This window comes from Nocardioides sp. (assembly GCF_030019515.1).
Classification (GTDB): domain Bacteria; phylum Actinomycetota; class Actinomycetes; order Propionibacteriales; family Nocardioidaceae; genus Nocardioides.
In genome coordinates, this window is sequence record NZ_JASEEQ010000011.1 from 134,687 (window position 1) to 156,669 (window position 21,983).

Genomic DNA, 21,983 nt, shown 5'->3' on the forward strand with positions numbered 1-21,983 from the left:
CGTGTCCCGTCATCCGGACGCCGACGCGGCCCGCTCGACCGCCATCCCCGGCACCGTGATGCGTTGCCGATACAGTTCGCAGGTGACCGCTGAGCAGTACGACACACCGGCCGCGCGACCGCGCGGCGCCCGGATGCCGCGGCGCGAGCGCCGCGCGCAGCTGATGGAGTCCGCGCTCGAGGTGTTCGTCGCCCAGGGCTACCACTCCGCCGCCATGGACGACATCGCCGAACGCGCCGGTGTCTCCAAGCCGGTGCTGTACCAGCACTTCCCCGGCAAGCTCGACCTCTACCTCGCCCTGCTCGACGAGTCCTGCGACACGATCATCGACAACTGTCGCGCGGCCCTGGAGTCGACGCAGGACAACAAGCAGCGGGTCGCCGCGACCATGGAGGTCTTCTTCGAGTACGTCGCCGGCGAGACCGGCGCCTTCCGCCTCGTCTTCGAGTCCGACCTGACCAACGAGCCCGCGGTCCGCGGCCACGTCGACCGGGTCACGACCGAGTGCGCGTCGATGATCGCGCTCGTCATCTCCGACGACACCGGGCTGCCCGCCGACGCCTCCCGGCTGCTCGCAGTGTCCCTGGTGGGAATGGCCCAGGTCAGCGCCCGGTTCTGGCTCACGGACCCCGGCCGCATCAGCCAGGCCGACGCCGCGGCCCTGGTCGCGGGTCTCGCCTGGCGCGGGATCCGCGGCTACCCCAAGTCCGACGAGCACTGATCCATCCCCGCACCATCCCGGAGCAGAAGGAGGACCTCGTGGAGGTCAAGATCGGCGTACAGAACGCCGCCCGTGAGCTGACCGTCGAAACCGACGAGTCGGCCGACCACGTCGAGAAGCTGATCAGCGAGGCGGTCGCCGGCGATGGCGTGCTCACCCTGACCGACACCAAGGGCCGCAAGGTCGTCGTACCGGCCGCCAAGCTCGCCTACGTCGAGATCGGCCACGGCACCCTCGGCCAGGTCGGCTTCCGCAGCTAGCCGAGTGCGTCGGCGGATCCGCTGCGGGGGTCGAGCGCGTCGCCCGGCCGAAAGGCCGCGGGCCGGCGGGTCGAGACCTGAGCCGCTCAGCGGAACGGCCGCTTGCGTCCCGAGCCCGGTCGTGCAGAGGATCGAGACATGGTGTCCGCGCTGCTGTGGGCCCTGATCGGCGGCACGATCATCGGGCTGCTCGGCAAGGCGGTCGCTCCGGGCGACCGCGACAACGTGCCGCTGTGGCTGACGGTGATCTGCGGCATCGGCGGGGTGCTGATCGGCGACTTCCTCTACGGGCTGGCCTTCGCCGGCGACAGCAGCGGCGTCGACTGGTGGCGCCACATCTGGCAGGTCGTCGTCGCCGCGGTCCTGGTCTCGGTCGCGGCCCGCAGCACCGGGCGGGCCGCGGCACCCAGGTAGTCGGTCGGGCGGGGTCTCCTCAGCCAAAGCCTGCACTTATCGGCCGAAGTTTCGGCCCAGGAGTACTGGTTTCCCCGGGTACCCGGGGAAACCGACGGCGGTGGCCGCTAGCTGGCGAGCCCGAGCTCGGCCATCCGCTCCGCGTGCCGCTCGGTGATCCGGGTGAACATCCGGCCGATCGCGGCGAGGTCCAGGCCCGGGCGGTCCACGCCACCGGCGAGCAGCGCCGAGAGCGCGTCCCGGTCGGCGGCGACCCGCTGCGCCTGGGTCAGCGCCTCCCCCATCAGCCGGCGCCCCCAGAGGGCGAGCCGGCCCCCGAGACGGTGGTCGGCCTCGATCGCGGCCCGGACCCGCTCGACGGCGAAGGCCGAGTGACCACTGTCCTCCAGCGAGGCCACGATCAGGTCCCGGGTCTCGGTGTCGAGGTACGCCGCGATCTCGCGGTAGAAGTCGTTGGCGAGGCCGTCGCCGACGTACGCCTTGATCAGCCCCTCGTACCAGTCGCTCGGGGCGGTGTGCTCGTGGAACCGGTCGATCGCCTCGACGAACGGGGCCATCGCCTCGAACGGGTCGGCGCCGAGCTGGGCGAGCCGCTCGTTGAGCCAGGCGACGTGGCCGAACTCCGCGGTCGCCATGGTGGCGATGGCCACCTTGTCCGCCAGCGTCGGCGCGAGCTTCGCGTCCTCGGCGAGCCGCTCGAAGGCCGAGATCTCGCCGTACGCGATCGCCCCGAGCAGGTCGACCACCGCCTCGCGGTACTCCGGGTCCTGGAAGGCGACACCGTCGGTGCCGCCAGCAGCAGTGACAGGGGCGTCGTCCGGCGGGGATGAAGGCACGTGCGCACCCTACCGATAGACTGCCAGTGATCGAGGTCGCCCAAGCGGCCCACGTATGTGCGCGGCAGACCGCATTCCCGAGTCCGCCGCATCCGACATCTCATTCGGTTGATCCCGGCTGACTCACGAAAGCGACAAGACCCTGACCACGTTCCGAGAGCTCGGGGTGCTCCCCGAGATTTGCGACGCGCTCGAGCGCGCCAACATCGTCACCCCGTTCGCCATCCAGGAGATGACCCTCTCGGTCGCCCTCCTCGGCACGGACCTCATCGGGCAGGCCCGCACCGGCACGGGCAAGACCCTCGCCTTCGGCATCCCGGTGCTGCAGCGCAGCGTCGCACCCAGCGACCCCGCCTACGCCGACCTGCCGCAGGGCAAGCCCCAGGCGCTCGTCGTCGCCCCGACCCGTGAGCTGGCGCTCCAGGTCTCCAACGACCTCCACCTCGCCAGCAAGGACCTCGGCCTCCGAGTCCTCACCGTGTACGGCGGCGTCGGCTACGACACCCAGCTCGACACGCTCGCGAGCGGCGTCGACATCGTCGTCGGCACGCCGGGCCGGCTCATCGACCTGTGCAACCGCCGGGCCCTGGACATCTCCCACGTGCACGCGCTGGTGCTCGACGAGGCCGACGAGATGCTCGACCTCGGCTTCCTGCCCGACGTCGAGCGGATCCTGGCGATGACGCCGGAGACCCGCCAGACCATGCTGTTCTCGGCCACGATGCCGGCCGCGATCGTGTCGCTGGCCCGCATCCACATGCGGCACCCGATGAACATCCGCGCGGAGTCGTCCTACGAGAACGCCACCGTCCCGGCCACGGCCCAGTTCATCTACCAGGTCCACGACCTCGACAAGCCCGAGATCATCGGGCGTGTGCTCCAGGCCGAGGACGCCGGCAAGATCATCGTGTTCACCCGCACCAAGCGGCAGGCGCAGCGGGTCGCCGACGACCTGGCCGAGCGGGGCTTCAGCGCCAGTCCGCTGCACGGCGACATGGCGCAGGTCGCTCGCGAGAAGGCGCTGACCAAGTTCCGTGAGGACAAGCTGCGGGTGCTGGTCGCGACCGACGTCGCGGCGCGCGGCATCGACGTCGCGGGCGTCTCGCACGTCATCAACTACAGCTGCCCCGAGGACGACAAGACCTACGTGCACCGGATCGGCCGTACCGGCCGGGCCGGCGCCTCGGGCATCGCGATCACGTTCGTCGACTGGGCCGACCTGGCGCGCTGGAAGATGATCAACAAGGCGCTCGACCTGCCGTTCGAACAGCCGCAGGAGACGTACTCCACCTCCGAGCACCTCTACCACGACCAGGGCATCGCCCCCGGCACCAAGGGCCGGATCGTCGACCCGGCGCCCGTGGAGCGCAAGCCGCGGGAGGACCGTGGCGGCGAGCGCCGGGAGCGTTCCGGCGACCGCAACCGCAACCGCAACCGGACCCGGACCCGCTCGGGCGAGACCGTCGCCGCTGGTGCGCCGGCCGGCACGTCGGCGGCACCCGAGGCCGAGGGCGGGGAGGCCCGGTCGAACGGCTCCCGCAACCGGTCCCGCTCGCGCAACCGCCGCCGCTCGAGCGGCAGCAAGCCCGCGGCCGCCGCGGAGTAGCACGCCGCCTCCCGGGTGTGCCTGAGCCCGCGCCATGGCGCGGGCTCAGGCACACGACCCGGCCTCGGGACTGAGGGCAGCGGCGCTCAGGCGGTGACGACGACGGTGGTGCCGATCGGCGCGAAGTCCCAGAGCGCGACGGCGTCGGAGTGCTTCTGGCGGATGCAGCCGTGCGACTGCGGGGTGCCGAGCTGGGCCAGGGTCTGCACCGGCTCGCCCTCGTCGATCGGTATGTCGTGGAAGCCGATGGCCGCGCCCGTGTCGCCCTGCGTGAAGCGCACGAAGTTGCGCATCGTGCCGGAGTCGTCGATCCCCCAGGCCTGCTCGGAGCGCGAGTAGACCGTGTAGGTGCCCGGGTCGAGGTTGTCGGTGACGCTGCCGGAGACCAGGTAGGTGCGCTCGACGTGCTTGGCCCGGCTCACCAGCCACACCCGCTGACCGCTCTGGCTGAACACGATCCGCTTGCCGTGGCCGCTGCCCGGGGGCAGCGCGGTCTCCTCGGCCCCGTCCTCGGCCCCGTCCTCGGCTCCGTCCTCGGCGGCGAGGGTCGTCCCGTCCGTAGTCCCGGCGGCGCCGCCGCCGGTCGAGGCGCCCGCGTCCGGGTCGGCCGAGGGCGTCGACGCCGGCGCCGGGTCGGCCGCCTGCTCGATCGCCGCGGCCGAGCCCTGGGGGTCGCCGACCGCGGAGGGCAGCACGCCGGTGCCGCCCAGCACCGCGATCACGGTCACGGAGAGCGAGGACCCCAGCGCCGCGAGCCGGCCGTAGCGCGGGCGTACCGGGGCGCCGCGGTGGCGGCTCACGGCCGCGCCTTCCCGGCCCGGCCCTTCGCGGAGCCCGCCTTGACCTTGGGCCGCTGGGACCGCGCGACCAGGCTCTTGGCCACCTCCCGGTAGGCCTGGGCGCCCTTGCTGCTGCGGCTGGTCGCGAGGATCGAGCGCCCGGCCGCCGGCGCCTCCGCGAACTTGATCGTCTTCGGGATGGGCGGCTCGACGACCTCGAGGTCGTAGGTCTCGGAGATCGTCTCGAGCACCATGCGCGAGTGGTTGGTGCGGCCGTCGTACAGGGTCGGCAGCACGCCCCAGACCTCGAGACCCCGGTTGGTGAACCGGCGTACGTCGTGGACCGTGTCGAGCAGCTGCCCCACGCCTCGGTGCGACAGCGTCTCGCACTGCAACGGCACCAGCACGCCGTCCGCGGCGGTCAGCGCCGCGACGGTCAGGACGCCGAGGGACGGCGGGCAGTCGAGCAGGATCCAGTCGTAGTCGATCTCGCCCTCGGCCAGCGCCTCGATCATCGACCGGAGCACCTGCTCGCGGCCGGTGCGGGTCAGCAGCTCGGCCTCGGCGCGGGCCAGCTCGATGGTGGCGGGCACCAGGTCGACGCCGTCCTCGGTCTCGATGATCACCTCGGCCGGGTCCAGGCCCTTGGTGAGCACGTGGTGGACCGAGAGCTCGAGGTCCTCGGGGTCGATGCCCAGGGAGAACGTCAGGCAGGCCTGCGGGTCGAGGTCGACGAGCAGGACCGAGTGACCCAGCTCCGCGAGGGCAGCCCCCACCGAGGCGACCGTCGTCGTCTTGGCGACGCCGCCCTTCTGGTTGGCGATCGCGAGTGTCGTGCTCATCGCTGCCCATCATGCCGGACGGGGGTGCCGAGATGGTGCAGCCACCTGTTTGACTTGCGTCATGTCGACAACCGCACTGGTCACCGGCCCCACCGCGGGCATCGGCCGCGCCTTCGCCCACCGGCTCGCCGAGCAGGGCCACGACCTGGTGCTGGTCGCCCGCGACCGGGCCCGGCTGGAGGCCGAGGCCGAGGAGCTCCGCGCGGCGTACGGCGTGCTCGTCGAGGTGCTGCCGGCCGACCTGACCGACCGGGCGCAGCTCGACGTGGTCGCCGCCCGGCTCGCGGACCCGGACCGGCCCGTGGACCTGCTGGTCAACAACGCCGGCTTCGGCCTGAAGAAGCGCTTCCTCGACAACTCGGTCGAGGAGGAGCAGGCGATGCTCGACGTCCTGGTCACCGCGGTGATGCGCCTGAGCCACGCCGCCCTCGCCCCCATGTCGGCGCGCGGCAGCGGCGGCATCATCAACGTCTCCAGCGTCGCGTCGTTCCTGCCCCGCGGGTCCTACTCGGCCGCCAAGGCGTGGGTGAACAGCTTCTCGGAGTGGGCGCACTACGAGTACGGGCCGCAGGGGGTGACCGTGACGTGCCTGTGCCCCGGCTTCACGCGCACCGAGTTCCACGAGCGGATGGGCGTGCGCCGCGACTCGGCCCCGGACTTCATGTGGCTCGACGCCGAGACGCTGGTGGCGCGGGCGCTGAAGGACCACGCCCGCGGCAAGGCCTTCTCGATCCCGGGCGCGCAGTACCAGGCCATCGCCACCGCGGCCCGGCTGGTGCCGACCGGCCTGCTGCAGCGGTTCCAGTCGATGGGTCGGCGCTGACCCTCAGCCTCCGGCTCGGCCCGGTACGGCGGGGGTGACCCGCCCCGAGCGCTGCGCGGCGGTCCGGGCGAGCTCGAGCAGCCGGGCGTACTCCTCCGGGTCGGTCGTGTTGCAGCCCAGCTCGTGGTCGTTCTTCCCGTCGCCGTGGTAGTCGCTCGACCCCGTGGCGACCAGGCCCAGGTTGCGGGCGACCGCGCGCAGCCGGTCCCGCGCCGCGGCGTCGTGGTCCTGGTGGTCGACCTCGATGCCCGCCAGGCCGAGCTCCTGCAGCCCGCTCAGCGCCTCCTCGTCGGCGCGGCCCGGCCCGCCGAGAGCGAGCCCACCGCGGCCCCAGGGGTGGGCGACCACGCAGACCCCGCCGGCCTCGGCGATCAGCCGGATCGCGTCCACCAGGGGCACGGCGTACCGGTCGATGTGCGCGGGCTTTCCCCACCCGAGGTAGGTCGCGAACGCCTCGTCCCGGTCGACCACGGCGCCGAGCGTGACCAGCGCGTCGGCCACGTGCGGCCGCCCGGTCGCGGCGGTGCCGTAGGAGGCCCGGCGGACGTCCTCGGCGGTGATGTCGATGCCGAGCCCACGGAGCCGCTCGATCATCGCCGGCACCCGGGCCTCGCGGCCCTCCAGCACCCGGTCCAGGGCCTCGACGAGGGGCGGGTACGTCGGGTCCGGCAGGTAGCCCAGGAGGTGCACGCTGCGGCCGCGGTGGCGGGTACTGATCTCCATGCCGAGGACGACCTGCACGCCCGCCGCCTCCGCCGCGCGCGTCGCCTCCGCCCAGCCCGCGGCGGTGTCGTGGTCGGTGATCGCCACGACGTCGAGGCCGGCCGCCGCCGCGGCGCGCACCAGCTCGGTCGGGGTGTCCGTCCCGTCGCTGGCCCGCGAGTGCGTGTGGAGGTCGATGCGCATCGGTCGTCAGGAACGCGGTGCCATGACCGGCCCGCTTCCCCATCCCCCTCTCGAACCGTGGGTGCGGCCTTCCGGCACCCGGCCTGCCGATGGTCGTCGCGACATGGCGCCCACACCCGCCGACCGAGCACAGCGCGCAGGACCCACCACCCGTGCAGCCTAGGGCGTGGATCGGTTCTCGGCCGCCGCGAGAGTGCGTGGTGGGCGGCTCACCAGCTCGGCCGGGGACCTCCGAACGGCAGCTCCACCAGCTGCGGTCCCAGGTGGGACACGTCGCGCAGGATCCAGTCGTCGCGCAGCAGCAGCAGCGCCGACGCGGGCCGCAGCACGATCCACAGCCACCGTCCACCGGCCTCCCCGGCCACCACGGACCGGTCGAACTCGTCGTCCGCGCTGCTGGTCGAGACGTCCCAGAGGCTCACCGCCTGGCTGCCGATCCGGATCCGCACCGCCGGCGGCCGGTGCCCGATCTCGGCGCCGGGATCGTCGTACCGGGTGCTCGCGCAGCGCGCACCGAGCCCGGTGCCCGCCTCCTCGGCCACCACCAGGACGTCCACCGGGCCGTCCAGCTCGCTGGTGCCCGACACGCAGGTCAGGGTGGCCCGGGTCCGCTCCGGTCCGTCCCCGACCGCCGCGAAGTCGGTCACGCTCCAGCCCGGGCTGAGCGGCCACGGCAGGTAGGTCGGGAACTGCCGCGAGACCGCCAGGTGCTCGCCGAACGCGTCGTACGTCGCCTCGCCGGCGTGCCACAGGGCGCGGGTCAGCCCGTGCTGGGGGCACGACCAACGTCCGTCGGGGTCGTCCGGCGCCTCCAGCACCGGACCGGAGCACCGCACACAGCTGGCCGCGAGCGACATGGGTCCACGGTGCGGATCGTGCGGTCAGGCGTCAAGGGCACAAGGTCCGGGTGCCGCTCGGCGGTGCGGTCCTCGCACCTGACGTACCGGTCGGCGAAGGGGCCGATCCGCGACCTGTGCGTCAGGTGCGCCGCCGCCAGGAGTCGACTCAGGAGTTCCAGCAGCGCAGGACCGGGGTCTCCCGCTCGTAGCCGAGCACCGAGACCGTGGCGGTGTCGAGGCGGAGGTGCCGGCCGTCGGCGGCAGGGAGCTCCAGCCACCGCGCGGCCAGTGCGCGCAGCGCGTGCCCGTGGCCGAAGGCCAGCACCGGGCCGTCCGCGCCGCGGACGCGCGCGACCACGCGGTCCAGCCGACGGGTGACGTCCTCGGCGGTCTCGCCCCCGGGCGTCGGGTGGGTCCAGACCGTCCAGCCGGGGACCTGCTCGCGGATCTCCTCGGTCGTCGTGCCCTCGTAGTCGCCGTATGCCCACTCGACCAGGTCGTCGTCGGGGACGGCGTCCGGGAAGCCGGCGAGCTCGGCGGTACGCCGCGCCCGCAGCCGGGGGCTGGTCAGCACCAGTGCGAAGTCCTCGGCGGCCAGGCGGGGCGCCAGGGACCGGGCGACCTCCTCGCCCTCCGGCAGCAGCGGCAGGTCGGTGGTCGAGGTGTGCCGATGGTCGCGACTCCACTCGGTGGCGCCGTGCCGGACGACCCAGAGCTCGTGGGCGGGAGGCTGGTTCACCCGGTCATCAGAACACAGCTCAGTCGTCGGCGAGCACCACGACCCGGTCGCCGGGAAGGACCCGGAAGGTCTCCGACTTGGCCGGGTTCACCCGCACCCCGAACGACGCGTCCGCGTCGGCCAGGGCCGCGGACTTGTACCCGATCGCGGTCTCGTTGCGCCGGGCGGCGCCCGCGACGATCGTCGCGAAGGAGACCTCGGCCCCCGGCTGGACGTACCACTCCGCGGGCCGCAGGTAGATCTCGCTGCCCTCGTTGCCGAGCAGCTGGCCGAAGACCAGCTCCAGCCGGGGGTCCTCGGAGAGCTGGGTGACCAGCAGGCTCACGATCTCGCCGCTGACGACCACGTCGTCGACGTGCGCGACCTGCGCCAGCACCCGGTTGCGGTCGTCGAGCATCTCGCTGACCACCGGCGTCGCCGCGTCGAAGCGGGACAGGATGTCGCGCACGTGCAGCAGCGTGACGAGGGTGCGGGCGTCGGCGGCCTGCGGCGCCAGGTCGTCGGAGTAGCAGAGCACGATCACCTGGTCGAGCCCGTCGACGACGTACTGCTCCAGCGTCGCACGGTCGGTGGTCGGGCCGGGGGCCACCGTGACCGCGAGGTTGGTGAGTCCGGGCACGCTCGGCACGGCGTACGACGTCAGCACGGTCAGCGTCGAACCGGGCGGGGCGTAGTGGTCGAGCTCGCGGACGACGATGGGCGCTCGCTCGTTCCAGCCGATCAGCAGCGCCCGGGCGGGATGCTCCTCGCCCGCGACCGCGGTGCCGAGCAGGTCGACGTCGGGGCGCGCGACGGCGTCGGGCTCGCCCCGGAGGGTCGAGTCGTCCTCCGCGACCACGATCAGCGTGTGCCCGGCGATGACGGTGCCGGGCAACGGGTTCAGGGTCGGCACCCCGTCCGCGATCAGGCCGATCACGGACGCGCTCTCGAAGGCGAGCTGCGCGTCCGCGTACGTCGTCCCGTCGAGCCGGTGGTCCTCGAGGAAGTAGATCTCGTCGCCGTCGTAGTCGAACAGCTCGGTGTAGACGGCCGCGGCGCCGGACTGCCGGGAGGTCTGCACGACGAGCTTGGCCACCGTCTCGCGGATGTCGAGGAGCACGGTGCGCTCGGCGCCGACCAGGCGGGCCGCCTCGAGGTTGGTCGGGTTGCGGATCTCGGCGACGATCCGCGGGCCGTCCGGGCCGGCGTGGGTCAGCGCCAGCAGCGACTTGATGACCTCGCTGTCGGGGTCGTCGGAGCCCTCCGGGGCGAGCAGGATCACCGAGCGCGCGGTCGGGTGGCTGCTCAGCGCGAGATCGTCGAGGTCCATCGGCGACCCGGAGCGGCAGATCACCCGGGTGCCTCGGAAGTCGTCGACCTTGGCGCGCAGGTCGTCCTCCATCTCGACCTTGTCGCGGTCGGCGAGGATCACGATGACCGGCTTGCGGCGGCTCTCGTTGGCGATCGTCAGCTCGCGCACGATCGTGAAGATCGAGTCCGACCAGCCGAGGATCACCGTGTGGTCCCTCTCGAGCACGATGGAGCGGCCACGGCGCAGCTCGGCGAGCTTGGTGTCGATGCCGGCGGCGATCACGCCGATCAGCGCGCTGACGATGAACAGGCCTCCGATCGTCAGCAGCAGCATCGTCAGCAGGAACCGCCAGGGACTCTCGCCGTCCCCCGCGACCGTGCCGGGGTCGAGCGCGTGGAACAGGCTCTGGATCAGCTCCCGGAAGAACCCACCTTCGCTCCCGCCGCGCAGGCTGAAGACACTCACGAGGACCGTGAACACCACGATCAGGGCCACCGTGGCGACGCACAGCCACATGATCAGCGCGGGCGTGCCTCGCGACATGCTGTTGTCGAAGCCGTAGCGGAGCCGGTCGCCCCAGCCCGAGCGCGGCGCGTTCGCCGCCCGGGCCGGCGCCGAGCCGGTCGTGCCGTGCGGCTGGGCCATCGCCTTCGCCGTACGCTGCCGCAGCTGCTGCCCCGTGCGCGCCATCGTCCCTCTTCCCGCAGGCCCGCTCGTCAGGCACGTGCTCACGGAATGGTGGACCACGTTGGCCGAAGTGGCACTGCTTTTCGACCAACCCGTGCCACGATGCGGCGCATGGACCTCCCCCGGGCGCGCCTGGCGACAGCCGCCGGCTTCCTCAGCCAGGGCCTGATCCTGCTGAGCCTGACGACCCGCCTGCCGGAGTTCCAGGATCGCTGGCACCTCTCCGACGTACAGCTCTCCCTGATCCTGCTGATGATGATCCTGCTGGCCGGCGCCGGCTCGGTGGCCGCCGAGGCCCTCGCCAAGCGCCGCGACAGCGCGCTGCTGCTCCGCACCGGGCTGCTGATCGTCGCGGTCGGGGTGCCCGTGCTGTGCACGGCCCGGACGACCGGGATGTTCGTGGCCGGCATCGCGGTCTACGGCTTCGGACTGGGCATCGTCGACGCGAGCACCAACATGCAGGCGGTCGCGCTCGAGCACCGCTACGCGCGCCCGATCCTGCCGTCCTTCCACGGCGCCTGGACGCTCGGCGGCGTGCTCGGCGCCGCGGTGACCCTGGCGACCTCGCACCTGCCACTCTCCGCGAACGCCGCGGTCGGCGTGATCCCGCTGCTGGTCGCGTTCCTGCCGTTCCTCCCGCGTGACCACGGACCTACCGAGCTCGCCGCGCAGGTCGCGGTCCCGTGGCGGCCGATCCTCCTGGTGGGGACCGCGATGGTGCTCTTCTACATGGTCGACACCGCCGTGCAGACCTGGGGACCGCTGTTCCTCGACCACACCTTCCCCACCCCCGCGCGGTACGTCGCGCTCGCGGCGCTGGCCTACCTGCTCGTCAGCGGCGCCGTGCGGCTGGCCGGGGACGGCCTGGTGCGCCGCTTCGGCCCGGTCCCGGTGCTGCGGGCCGGCGCGCTCGTGGGCGCGGCGGCGCTCGCCGTCGTGGTCTTCTCGCCCGGCTGGCAGGTGGCGGTCCTCGGCTTCGCCCTGCTCGGTGGCGGGGTCGCGGTGGTCGCCCCGCTGAGCTTCTCGGCGGCGGCCCGGATCGCGGGCGCGGCGGAGGACGGCGAGGAGTTCGAGCCCGCCGTCCGGCAGGCGCGCGTGGACGCGGTGATCGCCCGGTTCAACCAGTTCAACTACGTCGGCGCGCTGCTCGGCTCGGTGCTCACCGGCCTCATCGGCGCCGACTCGCTGCGGATCGGCTTCGCCGTCCCCATGGTCCTGGTGCTCGGCATCGTGCCGCTGGCGCCGGCGTTCGCGCCTCGCATCGCCGCGCGACTCGTGTCCCGTCAGGACTGAGGGTCCGTCGGCCGCTCACCGCTAGCTCGGTGCGGGGCCACTCCAGTTGCGGTCCGGCTGCGGGACCGGGCGGCCGGGCTGCTCGCCGCCGCGCGCCTCCAGGTAGCTGTTCTTGGGCACCATCACCTTGCGGCGGAAGATGCACACGACCTTGCCGTCCTGGTTGTAGCCGATGGTCTCCACGTGGACCACGCCACGGTCGTCCTTGGACGTCGACTCCCACTTGTCGAGCACCGTGGTCTCGCCGTACAGCGTGTCCCCGTGGAAGGTGGGCGCCACGTGCCGCAGGGACTCGATCTCGAGGTTGGCGATCGCCTTGCCGGAGATGTCCGGCACGCTCATGCCGAGCAGGATCGAGTAGACGTAGTTGCCGACCACGACGTTCTTCTCGAACTGGGTCGTCTCCTCCGCGTAGTGCACGTCGAGGTGCAGCGGGTGGTGGTTCATCGTCAGGAGACAGAACAGGTGGTCGTCGTACTCGGTGACCGTCTTCCCGGGCCAGTGCTTGTAGGTCGCGCCGACCTCGAACTCCTCGTAGCTGCGTCCGAACTGCATGCGCACACTCTGCCCGGCCTCGGACCCGGTCGCACCGTGGCCTATCTCACCAGCAGCCGGACGTGGGCTTCAGGAGCCCCCGCCGCCGGCCTTGCGGCGATGCAGCCGCGGGCCACCGCCGGAGACCTCGGAGCCGTGCGCCTTCTCCCGGATCGGGCCGTCCTGGTGGACGCCCTTCTCCTTCGCGTTCTTCCGGTCGAGCGCCTCACGCATCTTGGTCTTGAGGTCGTCGTTGGCGTTCGAGTCGGTCATGGATCCTCCACGGGTCGAGCCGGCCAGTGCTGCCATCTAGTGTTGCCACCCGGTCCTGCGAACCGGTCCCTCCACCCTTGCACGACCGCCCCGAACGCGCCACGGACTTCGGTCCCGCCGCGCCCGGCCGGTCGCTCAGGACACGTTCGGCGTCGGGCTGCCGGTCGGCGTCGGGGTCGGCGACGTGGTGGGCGTCGGGCAGTCGGTCGGAGTGATCACCGGCGGCAGCTCGGCCTGGGCGATGATCATCGGGTGGTCGGTGGACTTGCGGATCCGGGGACCGCGGTTGGCGACGTAGCCGCTGAACGTGGTCTCCGGTGAGCCGAAGATCCAGTCGATGTACGTCGGGCGCGTGGGCGCGCACGTCCGGCCGTCGTTCATGCCGCCGCTGGCCGAGACCATGTCGGTGCCCGACGTCATCCGGCAGTAGTAGATGTCGCGCTCGTTCATGTCGCCGGTGACGTAGACGGGCAGCCCACTCTCGGCGCGCAGGCGGTTGACCAGCGCGACCTCGATGTCGGTGGCCTGCTTGCGCCACTTCGCCGCGTGGCCGCGGGCGTCGGCCGGGTTGTGGAAGGAGGAGAAGTAGGCCTGCTGGCCGGACTGCAGGTTGCGCAGCAGCACGACCGGCATCCGCAGGATCGTGCCATGGAAGTACGGGATCTTCACCCAGCTCGCGCTGACCAGCTCCCACTCGTCGACCTTCCAGGCGACCGAGTTGCGCATCCCCCTCTTGCCCCACAGCAGGCCCGGGTAGGTGGCGTACGTGCCCGCGGTCTCCTCGAGGAAGGTCTGGTACTGCGGGTTCTGGAACTCCTGAAGCCCGATGACGTCGACGCCGTTGGCCTGGATCACCTTCGTCAGCCACCGCATCCGCTGCTCGCCGGAGGCCCAGCCCGTCCTGTTCCCGCCGGGCTCCGTGTGGTCGGCGCCGAGCACGTTGAGCGAGCTGATCGTGACCTGGGTGGCCAGGCCCGGCGTCGGCGTGGTGGTCGGGGTCGGGCTCGTGGTGGCGTTGCCCTCCGCGAGGCGGGCGGACTCGCCACCCTCCCCGGCCCCGCCTGCGACGCGGAGCACCAGGGCGCCGAGCACCATGCCCAGCAGCAGGGCCGCGACGACGGCAGCACGAGAGCGCGAACGGGGGTCGGACAGCATCAGGTCCTCCGGGGAAGGTAGGGCGACGGAAGAACTCTAACGTCACATCCGTCACACCGGCCCCATTGGCGGCGTCCGCGCGTCAGCCCTTGAGCTGGTAGTCCTTGAGCAGCGAGCGGCCGATGATCATCTTCTGGATGTCCGAGGTGCCCTCGCCGATCAGCATGAACGCCGCCTCGCGGTACAGCCGCTCGATCTCGTACTCCTTGGAGTAGCCGTAGCCGCCGTGGATCCGGAAGGAGTCCTGGACCACCTCGTTGCAGTACTCCGCAGCCAGCATCTTGGCCATCCCGGCCTCGACGTCGTTGCGCTCGCCGCGGTCCTTGATCCGGGCGGACCGGACCATCATCGCGTGCGCGGTCTCGACCTTGGTCGCCATCTCCGCGAGACGGAACAGGATCGCCTGGTGCTCGGCGATCGGCTTGCCGAAGGTCTCGCGCTGCTGGGCGTAGGCGATGGCCAGCTCGAAGGCGCGGTTGGCGATGCCGACGGCCCGGGCCGCGACGTTGACCCGGCCGACCTCGACGCCGTCCATCATCTGGTAGAAGCCCTGGCCGGGGGCGCCGCCCAGGACCTGGTCGGCGGAGACCCGGTGGCCCTCGAAGACCGCCTCGGTGGTCTCCACGCCCTTGTAGCCCATCTTGTCCAGCTTGCCCGGGATCGTCAGGCCGGGGGCGGTCTCGCCGAAGCCCGGCTCCTTCTCCACCAGGAAGGTCGTCATGTTCTTGTAGACCGAATCGGCACCCTCGTCGGTCTTCACGAGCACCGCGACGAGGTTGGACGTGCCGCCGTTGGTCAGCCACATCTTCTGGCCGTCGATGACGTAGTCGCCTGAACCATCGGGGTCCTTCGTCGCCTTCGTCTTCACCGCCGCCACGTCCGAGCCCAGGCCCGGCTCCGACATCGAGAACGCGCCCCGGACCTCCCCGGTCGCCATCTTCGGCAGGTACTTGCGCTTCTGCTCCTCCGTGCCGTGCTTCATCAGCATGTAGGCCACGATGAAGTGCGTGTTGATCACGCCGGACACGCTCATCCAGCCGCGCGCGATCTCCTCCACGCACAGCGCGTAGGTCAGCAGCGACTCGCCCAGCCCGTCGTACTCCTCGGGGATCGTGAGCCCGAAGATCCCGAGCTCCTTGAGCCCGTCGATGATCTCCTGCGGATACTCGTCCGCGTGCTCCAGCTCGGTGGCGACCGGGAGGATCCGCTCCTCCACGAACGTCCGGACCGCCTTGAGGATCTCGGTCTGGTCCTCGGTCAGTCCCTCGGTCTCACACAGGCGGCCCATTGGCGTCCTCTCGGTCGGCGGCGTCCCGGCAGCGGGACCAACTCGCGGGTAACCTACTTCTTCTTCCCCGTCCTGGCCCATGTGAGATCACGCACCGCGTGAGAAAGGCCACGCACGGCCGCCTCGAGCTGCTGCTCGACGGACACGGCGTCGGGCTGAACCCCGGGGACGGGGTGGGAGGTCAGCTCCCCGAGATCGCCGACCACCGGGCAGCCGAGCTTGCGGAGCGCGGCGATCTCCCGCTCGGAGCGCTGGTAGACCCAGGGCTCGTCGAGGCCGAGCACCGGCTCGTCGCGGCGGTGCCGGGCCATGCCGTTCTTCGCCAGCGCCCGCTTCACCTTCTGGTGGTAGGCACCGCGCGAGAGCGGGTCGGCGGCGAGCTCGTCGTTGAGCTGCCGCAGGACGAGCGTGGAGGCGAGCCCGAGGGACGGGTTGGCCGGAACCTCCAGGCTGCACGACTCCGGGTCGATCCCGAGGACCTCGGCGTACCGGTCCCAGAGCAGTCGGCTCGGGGCACCCTTCGGGGGCGCGGTCACGAGCACGACGTTCTCGGTGCCGACCACCGCCGCCCAGCGACGCGCCATCGAGGCCACGCCCTGCTGGCGCCAGAAGGACTTCGCGAGGGCGGAGTCGTTGCGGTCCTCACGGATCGCGACCAGGTAGTCCTCCCAGGTCGCGCGGCCGCCGTTCTGGACCGACTCCTGCCACATGCTCGGGATGCTCCGGGCCAGGTCGCGCACCGTGAGCACGACGGTCACCGGGGTCGAGCCGAGGGAGCCGACGATCTGCTCGATCTTGCTGGGCTTGCGGGCGCCGAAGAACTCCACGGAGAACAGGGCGGTGCCGGGCCAGGCCTCGGCCTCCCGGACGATCCGGGCCCAGGGCCCGTCGGGCGCGATCTCCGGCTGGCCCTTGCCGCCGTGCTCGATCGCGTCCTGGGCCGCCTTGATCTGGTCGCGCCACTTCCGCCCCAGGAAGCTGACGCCCTGCCCGCGCAGGGCCTCGCGGTTGTGGGAGACGACGTTCTGCAGGAACGTCGTTCCGGACTTCATCGTCCCGGCGTGCAGGACCATCCGCTCGGCCACGTGATCAGTCGCTCTCCCAGTAGCGCCCGGAGAACGACAGGTCCGTGGTCGTCGCGCGACGCGCGGCCGCGGAGGAGCCGGTCCGGTACGTGGTGCAGGTCGGCGGGGTCGGGGCGAACGTCGGTCCCGGGCTGTCGCCGACCGGTCGCGAGCGCTCGTTCCAGATGAAGTCGAAGTTGCGGTTCCACTGGTTGACCAGGTGGACACCGGGCGCCCGCAGGATCATCTCGTCGCCCACGAGCCCGGAGTGCGTGTAGTTGCTCGACCCGGTGAACACGTACGACGCCGAGCGGTCCTCGCCGTAGTGGCCGGAGACCGTCAGGTACTTCTGGTGGCTGTACATGTCGACCTGCTGCAGCTCGTCGCAGTCGGTGTTGTAGCTGTCGGTGTGCCGGGGCACGGTCCCGCGCGGCGTCGACATGCCGATGACCCGCTTCATCTCGGCACCGCCGAGCGCCCACAGGACCCGGACGTCGCAACCCTGGGCGTAGAGGTGGCGCAGCCGCCGGGCGATGTAGGTCCCGCGGGCGCCGTTCCAGGCGTGCATGGAGACCCGGATCTTGGTACGGCCGCCGGTGCCGGTGCCGTTCTGAGCGCCCTGGCACTGGATCGGGCGCAGGATGTTCATGATCGGGTCGTTCTGCTCGGTGGTGCGCGGGTGCGGCATCACCCAGAGCTCGAACTCGCCGAGGTCGCTGTGCTGGAAGAGCGGCTTGGCCGTCCTGTCCCGCTTCAGCTCGGTGAACAGGTCGAGCAGCCGGTCGTAGAGACGGGGCACCTCGGCCTTGATCAACAGGTCGTTGAACTGGTGGTTGACGGCGTTGCCGGTCAGGTTGTGCGATCCGGTCATCACCACGTCGGTGGCGCCGCCGGTGTGCTCGAACAGGTAGATCTTGTCGTGCAGCACGCCCTGCTCGCTGCGGCACCCGGTCTTGCAGATGTAGTCCCAGCTCTTCTTCGACCGGTTGCTGCCCAGCTCGTGCTTGAGCATCTTCATCGCGGTCGTGTACTGGTGGTCGTTGTGCAGCACCTGCACCCGCACGCCGCGGTCGTGGGCGTTGATCAGCGCCTTCGCCACGTTGACGCGGTCGAAGGAGTAGAGCGCGATCCGGATGTAGGAGCCCTTCCGGGCGTGGTTGATCGCGGCGACGATCTGCCGCTCGATCCGGTACTTGGCCTCGGCGTCACCCCACGGGTCGTTGAACCACCCGCCGGTGGTCGGCATCCAGCGCTGCTTGGTCACGCCGGTGCGCGCCGCCGTCCGCTCCGCGCCGGCCGAGGACGTGCCGGCACCGGCCTGGGCGGGCACGGCGAGCAGCGAGGCGCCGAGAGCGACCGCGCCCACCAGCGCCAGGATCCTGGACCTCACAGCCACACCCACACCCACACCTCTTGCACCTCGCACCATCGAGACCGCCGTCGCGTCAGGACAGAGTCGAGGGGCAACCGGTCAGGTGCTGGGTGCGGTCCTCGCCGAACGACGCTTGCGGCGCCCCGTCGCGCCCCCGGACATCTCACGAACGTCGGCGAGCATAACAGCGACCAGCTGGCCGGCCGCATCCACGAGCTCGGCCTCGGTGACGCTCGTGACCGATCGCTGGGCGGTCAGCTCGGCGGGCACCAGCAGCGACTCGACGTCGCCGACCACGTCGAAGCCGCGTCGTCGGATCAGGCGAACGGCGCGCTCCGCGCGGCGTCGACACTCCGCCAGCAGCTCCTCGTCGAGCCCGAACGACTCACCGGGCTGCGCGGCGAGGTGGCCCTCGGCCAGGTAGCCGCGGATCCACCGACCCCGGGCGGTGGGGCCCTTGAAACCGCTCAGGTGCTCGTTGACCCGGCGCAGCAGCTCGACCTGGACGACGCCGAGCGACTGGTTGGCGGCCCGCGCCGGCAGGGGGTACTCCGAGTACAGGCCCACGACGCCGGCGAAGTTGCGCCAGTGCCGGTCGACCGGCTCGCCCTTGCCCGGCATCGGGAGGACGTGCACCCGCTCCGGCGGGACCGCGCTCCCCCACCGCTTCAGGACGCCCTGCAGGTCCCACGTGCGCCAGCTGAACTCCGAGCCGGGCCCGGACTTCTGCGGAATCTGGTCGATCGGCGCCGTGCCGCCGTTCTTGACCATCTCCTGCCAGCCCGCCGTGAGCATGCCGGCCGTGTGCCGGGCCGTGACGATCACGTGCACCTCGGCCGGCGCCAGGTCGGCCACCACGCGCTCGGCCTGCTGCCGCGAGGCGCCGCAGAAGAACTCGTGGGTCACCAGCCCGGTGCCATCCGCCTGGTTGAGCTCGTCCCGGAGCCGGCCCCAGGCACCCTTCGCCTTCGGGCCCCGACGACGCAGGTTCTTGCGGCCCTGGGCGTCGAGCGCGGCCCAGAGGTGGTCGCGGTGCCCGGAGCCGGGCAGCAGCACACCGTCCTGGGCCACCAGCCCACGGTTGGCCCAGAGCACGCCCTGCAGGTAGGTCGTCCCGGTCTTGGGCAGCCCGACGTGGAGGAAGACCCGGTCGGCCACGACTCTCAGAGGCTCTCGTGGTACTTCGCGAGCACCTCGCGCAGCTCGGCCTCGTCGGCTCGGGCGAGCGGGACGAGCAGAGCGGTGACCACGTCGGTCAGCTCCGCGAGCCGGAGGTTGAGCTGGCGGCACTCCTGCACCTCGGCCTCGAGCGCCACGACGCGCTGGCGCAGGTCGTGGGTCGCCGGTGCCCGGAACCGTCCGGCGACGTTCCTCATCCGGTCCTTCATTGCCATGTGGCCACCATCCGGCAGGTCTTGGCGGGCGAACCGCCACCGCGGTCGCTCCTGGGGATTCGTACTGTCTCGCGCTCGACGATTGTGGCACCCAGGGCCCGCAGCTCCCGAGCCACCGCCTTGGGCGTGCGAACCCGGGCGCGCTGCTTGCGTGCGAGGCGGCCGTCGCCGCGCTGGATCAGGAACTCCAGGTACAGCCGACCGCCGTCGTGGAGCATCATCCGGGCGGCGGTCCACGCGTTCCTGCGGGCTCCGGCGCCGAGGTGGTCCGCGAGGTGGCGGGCGATCACGATCCGCGGCCCCCGGTCGGCCGCCACCAGGGCACCCGTCGCGAGCACCGAGCGGAGCTCGAGCAGGTTGCAGGCCAGGAACCGCGCGTCCAACCCCTCGGCCACGGCCTCCTCCTCGGCGCGCTCGAAGCCGCGCCGTACGAAGTCGAGACCGGTGACCGGCGTGCCGCGGCGGGCCAGCCACAGCGCGTCGCTGCCGGTGCCGCAGCCCAGGTCGACCACGGGCGTGGTCGGGTCCTCACGGTCCGCGACCCAGCGGGCGAGGTCGGACGGGGTCGCGGACGGGGCGGGCCGCCGGGAGTAGACGCGGTCCCACAGCGGGCGGCGCACCCGGATCCCGCGGAACCAGCCGTCGAACCGGCGGTGCGTCGAGCGCGGTGTGGCGAAGTGGAAGGCCGGGTCGGGGACCCGCCAGGACCGGCCGTAGGTCGCCGTCAGGAAGCGGTCGGTGTCCGCCGGCACGGGGAACGAGCGGCCCTCGAGCGTGGCGGTGCCCAGCGGCGTGACCCACGAGCGCTTGAACGGGGTCCGGATCTCCCCCATCAGGTGCAGGTAGCCGTCACGCATGAAGCCGCCGAACACGTCCAGGCCGCGCACCACCCCGTCGCTCTCCACGACGTCGACCTTGAAGGCCAGCGCGGAGTAGCGGGTGATCCGGTAGCCGGCCCGGGTGAGCGCCCGCTGGACCCGGAAGGACTCCCTGATGGCGTCGACCGGGTGCTCGTGCTCGCTCACGTAGCCGAGGTCGGCGTCGCTGTCGTGGCCGATCAGCCGACCGTCGCGGACCGCGCCCAGGAGCGTGCCGTAGGCCAGGAACGCGTGGATCCCGGCCTGCTCGAGCCCGGCCAGCACGTGGTCGATGGCGTCGAGGAGCGGCCGGACGTTCTCCTCGCTGCGGCTGTCGAAGGTCTGCACGAGCCGGAGCGACTTGTCCAGGCTCAGCGGCTGCCCGGCGGCGTTGACGACCGCGATCCGACCGGCACCGCCGCCGAGGGTCACCTCCTGGTCGAACACGGCCTCCTGGCTCTCGTGGACGGCCAGGGTCAGCCTCGTCGTGCCGGAGAGGAAGCGGTGCAGGCTGCCGGGCCACGGCACCTGCCAGGTGCCGGGTGCGCCGGTGGGGGTGCCGTCCCGGTGCAGCCAGAAGGAGTAGACGCGCCGCCCGTCGAAGGAGACGTCGAGGACGACCTCGCGGCGACTCCGGGCGCTGATGCCGTCCGCGTCGACCGAGACGGAGGACACCCGGCCGAGCCGGGACAGCGGGCTCCTCACGGGTGTCAGGCTCCTGCGGGTCGACGGAACGTGCGGACGCGTGATCGTATCCCGCGGGCCGCGTCAGCCCACATCCAGCCGGGCTACGCCCGGTCCCACATCCAGAGGAACCGGTCGACGTAGCGCTGGGCGTCGGCCTCGTCGTTGATCTGCACGATCAGGTCGTCGCGGTTGGCCGCCCGGTCGCTCCAGTTCTGCGAGCCGGTCCAGGCCCGCACGGTGTCGAGGTCGTCGCCGAACGCGCCGTCGACGATCATCACCTTCTGGTGGGTGCGGATCCCCGGGTTGTGCCCCTTGCGCAGGGTCACCCCGTTGTTCTCGAGGATGGACCGGACCGCCGCTCCCAGACCGGTGCCGTAGAACACCTTCACGTCACAGCCGTCCGAGCGCAGCCCCACGACCTGCCGGGCGAGGGTCTTGCCGCGCTCCTCGTTCCACGCGTGGGTGCTGATGTAGAGCGCCGTCGCCACGACCTCGTCCGGGGTCGGGCTCTCCGGGTCGAGCTCCCCCATCGTCACCTGGCAGCGGATCCGCCCGAGCGCATCGGCGATCGGGTCGGTCTCGGCGGTGAGGTCGACCGGGGTCATCCGGATGTCGGCGGTCGCCGTCGCCTTGTGGACGTACTGCTTCGCGACGGGCTGGTCGTTCTTGAGCTGTCCGAACCAGCGCCCGTAGGCGCGGAAGTACGGCCGGTCGTCGACCCGGGTGTAGAGGTCGTTCCACTGGTCCTGCGCGTTGTACTGCGTGAGGTTCACCGAGCCGACCATCGTGATCCAGCGTGCCGAGCCCGCCGCCTTGAACGAGAAGTACTTGGCGTGCATCTGGCCCTTCTCGCCGCGGCAGCTGTTCTGGCAGATCACGACGAAGGAGGGCTTGGTGGTGTCGGTGCCGATCGCGTTGCGCAGCCGCGCCATGGCGGGATAGACGTTCTCGCCGGCGAAGACCAGCCTCACGTTGACGCCGCGGTCGTGCGCGGCGAGCAGCGCGTCGGCGGTCTGTCCGTCGCCGAAGGAGTAGACGGCCATCCGGATGGTCGAGCCCGCGGGAGAGCTGTTGACCGTGCGGATCACCTGCTGGAGCAGCTTGCGCTGCTGCCAGGGCTCGCCGAGCGGGTTGTTGAAGCTCGGGCCGGCGGGCGGCACGTAGCTGCCGACCCTCGCGGCGGACGGCGCGGCCGACCGCGACGGCGCGGCCGCGGACCACGATGCCGGCACGGCGACGGCGAGCGCGCTCAGGAGGACCAGGACGGCGACGTACGGGATCCGGAGAGTGTTCACGGTCACCCATTGTCACACCAGTCCCTCG

Annotated in this window: 23 protein-coding genes; 6 read left to right on the forward strand and 17 right to left on the reverse strand. The window is 71.8% G+C overall.

Going from position 1 to position 21,983, the window contains the following annotated elements:
- The first annotated feature begins 133 nt into the window (after nucleotides 1–133).
- From QMC84_RS16065 to QMC84_RS16075, 3 genes are all read left to right on the forward strand, one after another.
- Complete coding sequence (locus QMC84_RS16065; RefSeq protein ID WP_300376441.1) at nucleotides 134–721, forward strand: TetR/AcrR family transcriptional regulator; 588 nt, start codon at nucleotides 134–136, stop codon at nucleotides 719–721.
- Between the two features lie 38 nt (nucleotides 722–759).
- Nucleotides 760–981 (forward strand): DUF3107 domain-containing protein, encoded by a 222-nt coding sequence (locus QMC84_RS16070; RefSeq protein WP_300376377.1) that lies wholly within the window; start codon nucleotides 760–762, stop codon nucleotides 979–981.
- A gap of 138 nt (nucleotides 982–1,119) precedes the next feature.
- The gene (locus QMC84_RS16075; protein WP_300376379.1) at nucleotides 1,120–1,395 is read left to right on the forward strand and encodes a hypothetical protein; all 276 of its coding nucleotides are present in this window, start codon (nucleotides 1,120–1,122) and stop codon (nucleotides 1,393–1,395) included.
- Nucleotides 1,396–1,502: 107 nt separating this feature from the next.
- On the opposite strand, the gene QMC84_RS16080 is transcribed toward QMC84_RS16075, so the two are convergent.
- On the reverse strand, nucleotides 1,503–2,231 hold the full coding sequence (locus tag QMC84_RS16080; RefSeq protein ID WP_300376381.1) for a ferritin-like fold-containing protein: 729 nt from the start codon (nucleotides 2,229–2,231) through the stop codon (nucleotides 1,503–1,505).
- A 118-nt stretch (nucleotides 2,232–2,349) separates the two neighbouring features.
- Between QMC84_RS16080 and QMC84_RS16085 the strand changes: the two genes are divergently transcribed.
- Nucleotides 2,350–3,837 carry a DEAD/DEAH box helicase gene (locus QMC84_RS16085; RefSeq protein ID WP_366145758.1) on the forward strand — a complete coding sequence of 496 codons (1,488 nt, stop codon included), beginning with the start codon at nucleotides 2,350–2,352 and terminating at the stop codon, nucleotides 3,835–3,837.
- Between the two features lie 86 nt (nucleotides 3,838–3,923).
- Here QMC84_RS16085 and QMC84_RS16090 read toward each other — a convergent pair whose 3' ends face one another.
- A complete protein-coding gene (locus QMC84_RS16090) occupies nucleotides 3,924–4,637 on the reverse strand; it encodes a L,D-transpeptidase (protein ID WP_300376385.1) in 714 nt (237 codons plus the stop codon).
- The gene (locus QMC84_RS16095; RefSeq protein ID WP_300376387.1) at nucleotides 4,634–5,458 is read right to left on the reverse strand and encodes a ParA family protein; all 825 of its coding nucleotides are present in this window, start codon (nucleotides 5,456–5,458) and stop codon (nucleotides 4,634–4,636) included. The genes QMC84_RS16090 and QMC84_RS16095 overlap by 4 nt, the downstream gene beginning before the upstream one ends.
- Nucleotides 5,459–5,519: 61 nt before the next feature.
- Between QMC84_RS16095 and QMC84_RS16100 the strand changes: the two genes are divergently transcribed.
- Nucleotides 5,520–6,281, forward strand: a complete 762-nt coding sequence (locus tag QMC84_RS16100; RefSeq protein WP_300376389.1) for an SDR family oxidoreductase — start codon at nucleotides 5,520–5,522, stop codon at nucleotides 6,279–6,281.
- A 3-nt stretch (nucleotides 6,282–6,284) separates the two neighbouring features.
- On the opposite strand, the gene QMC84_RS16105 is transcribed toward QMC84_RS16100, so the two are convergent.
- From QMC84_RS16105 to QMC84_RS16120, 4 genes are all read right to left on the reverse strand, one after another.
- Nucleotides 6,285–7,187 carry a PHP domain-containing protein gene (locus tag QMC84_RS16105; RefSeq protein ID WP_300376391.1) on the reverse strand — a complete coding sequence of 301 codons (903 nt, stop codon included), beginning with the start codon at nucleotides 7,185–7,187 and terminating at the stop codon, nucleotides 6,285–6,287.
- 209 nt (nucleotides 7,188–7,396) lie between these two features.
- Entirely contained in the window at nucleotides 7,397–8,044 is a 648-nt protein-coding gene (locus QMC84_RS16110) for a DUF6758 family protein (protein ID WP_300376393.1), read from the reverse strand.
- Between the two features lie 148 nt (nucleotides 8,045–8,192).
- Nucleotides 8,193–8,765 carry a histidine phosphatase family protein gene (locus QMC84_RS16115; protein ID WP_300376395.1) on the reverse strand — a complete coding sequence of 191 codons (573 nt, stop codon included), beginning with the start codon at nucleotides 8,763–8,765 and terminating at the stop codon, nucleotides 8,193–8,195.
- Nucleotides 8,766–8,784: 19 nt separating this feature from the next.
- Complete coding sequence (locus QMC84_RS16120; protein WP_300376397.1) at nucleotides 8,785–10,746, reverse strand: hypothetical protein; 1,962 nt, start codon at nucleotides 10,744–10,746, stop codon at nucleotides 8,785–8,787.
- On the opposite strand from QMC84_RS16120, the gene QMC84_RS16125 reads away from it, so the two are divergent.
- On the forward strand, nucleotides 10,687–12,036 hold the full coding sequence (locus QMC84_RS16125) for an MFS transporter (protein WP_366145757.1): 1,350 nt from the start codon (nucleotides 10,687–10,689) through the stop codon (nucleotides 12,034–12,036). The genes QMC84_RS16120 and QMC84_RS16125 overlap by 60 nt on opposite strands.
- A 21-nt stretch (nucleotides 12,037–12,057) precedes the next feature.
- Here QMC84_RS16125 and QMC84_RS16130 read toward each other — a convergent pair whose 3' ends face one another.
- From QMC84_RS16130 to QMC84_RS16175, 10 genes are all read right to left on the reverse strand, one after another.
- Nucleotides 12,058–12,591 carry a MaoC family dehydratase gene (locus QMC84_RS16130; RefSeq protein ID WP_300376401.1) on the reverse strand — a complete coding sequence of 178 codons (534 nt, stop codon included), beginning with the start codon at nucleotides 12,589–12,591 and terminating at the stop codon, nucleotides 12,058–12,060.
- A gap of 69 nt (nucleotides 12,592–12,660) precedes the next feature.
- Nucleotides 12,661–12,843: a DUF5302 domain-containing protein gene (locus QMC84_RS16135; RefSeq protein ID WP_300376403.1), complete on the reverse strand. Its 183-nt coding sequence runs from the start codon at nucleotides 12,841–12,843 to the stop codon at nucleotides 12,661–12,663.
- Between the two features lie 135 nt (nucleotides 12,844–12,978).
- A complete protein-coding gene (locus tag QMC84_RS16140) occupies nucleotides 12,979–13,998 on the reverse strand; it encodes an endonuclease/exonuclease/phosphatase family protein (protein WP_300376405.1) in 1,020 nt (339 codons plus the stop codon).
- 82 nt (nucleotides 13,999–14,080) lie between these two features.
- Entirely contained in the window at nucleotides 14,081–15,286 is a 1,206-nt protein-coding gene (locus tag QMC84_RS16145) for an acyl-CoA dehydrogenase family protein (protein ID WP_300376407.1), read from the reverse strand.
- A 53-nt stretch (nucleotides 15,287–15,339) separates the two neighbouring features.
- Nucleotides 15,340–16,371 (reverse strand): hypothetical protein, encoded by a 1,032-nt coding sequence (locus QMC84_RS16150; RefSeq protein WP_300376409.1) that lies wholly within the window; start codon nucleotides 16,369–16,371, stop codon nucleotides 15,340–15,342.
- Nucleotides 16,372–16,375: 4 nt separating this feature from the next.
- Nucleotides 16,376–17,740, reverse strand: coding sequence for a phospholipase D-like domain-containing protein (locus QMC84_RS16155; protein ID WP_300376411.1), 1,365 nt, complete (start codon nucleotides 17,738–17,740; stop codon nucleotides 16,376–16,378).
- An 81-nt stretch (nucleotides 17,741–17,821) separates the two neighbouring features.
- Nucleotides 17,822–18,880 (reverse strand): hypothetical protein, encoded by a 1,059-nt coding sequence (locus QMC84_RS16160; RefSeq protein ID WP_300376413.1) that lies wholly within the window; start codon nucleotides 18,878–18,880, stop codon nucleotides 17,822–17,824.
- A gap of 5 nt (nucleotides 18,881–18,885) precedes the next feature.
- The gene (locus QMC84_RS16165; RefSeq protein ID WP_300376415.1) at nucleotides 18,886–19,116 is read right to left on the reverse strand and encodes a DUF6752 domain-containing protein; all 231 of its coding nucleotides are present in this window, start codon (nucleotides 19,114–19,116) and stop codon (nucleotides 18,886–18,888) included.
- Nucleotides 19,107–20,678, reverse strand: coding sequence for a LicD family protein (locus QMC84_RS16170; protein WP_300376417.1), 1,572 nt, complete (start codon nucleotides 20,676–20,678; stop codon nucleotides 19,107–19,109). Before QMC84_RS16170 ends, QMC84_RS16165 begins: the two co-directional genes overlap by 10 nt.
- An 83-nt stretch (nucleotides 20,679–20,761) precedes the next feature.
- Nucleotides 20,762–21,955, reverse strand: coding sequence for a phospholipase D-like domain-containing protein (locus tag QMC84_RS16175; protein WP_300376419.1), 1,194 nt, complete (start codon nucleotides 21,953–21,955; stop codon nucleotides 20,762–20,764).
- Nucleotides 21,956–21,983: the final 28 nt, after the last annotated feature.

Coding starts and splice junctions, on each gene's coding strand:
- QMC84_RS16065 (WP_300376441.1), top strand. CDS start 134: ATGCCGCGGCGCGAGCGCCGCGCGCAGCTGATGGAGTCCGCGCTCGAG.
- QMC84_RS16075 (WP_300376379.1), top strand. CDS start 1,120: ATGGTGTCCGCGCTGCTGTGGGCCCTGATCGGCGGCACGATCATCGGG.
- QMC84_RS16095 (WP_300376387.1), bottom strand. CDS start 5,458: ATGAGCACGACACTCGCGATCGCCAACCAGAAGGGCGGCGTCGCCAAG.
- QMC84_RS16100 (WP_300376389.1), top strand. CDS start 5,520: ATGTCGACAACCGCACTGGTCACCGGCCCCACCGCGGGCATCGGCCGC.
- QMC84_RS16105 (WP_300376391.1), bottom strand. CDS start 7,187: ATGCGCATCGACCTCCACACGCACTCGCGGGCCAGCGACGGGACGGAC.
- QMC84_RS16110 (WP_300376393.1), bottom strand. CDS start 8,044: ATGTCGCTCGCGGCCAGCTGTGTGCGGTGCTCCGGTCCGGTGCTGGAG.
- QMC84_RS16120 (WP_300376397.1), bottom strand. CDS start 10,746: ATGGCGCGCACGGGGCAGCAGCTGCGGCAGCGTACGGCGAAGGCGATG.
- QMC84_RS16130 (WP_300376401.1), bottom strand. CDS start 12,591: ATGCAGTTCGGACGCAGCTACGAGGAGTTCGAGGTCGGCGCGACCTAC.
- QMC84_RS16135 (WP_300376403.1), bottom strand. CDS start 12,843: ATGACCGACTCGAACGCCAACGACGACCTCAAGACCAAGATGCGTGAG.
- QMC84_RS16140 (WP_300376405.1), bottom strand. CDS start 13,998: ATGCTGTCCGACCCCCGTTCGCGCTCTCGTGCTGCCGTCGTCGCGGCC.
- QMC84_RS16145 (WP_300376407.1), bottom strand. CDS start 15,286: ATGGGCCGCCTGTGTGAGACCGAGGGACTGACCGAGGACCAGACCGAG.
- QMC84_RS16165 (WP_300376415.1), bottom strand. CDS start 19,116: ATGGCAATGAAGGACCGGATGAGGAACGTCGCCGGACGGTTCCGGGCA.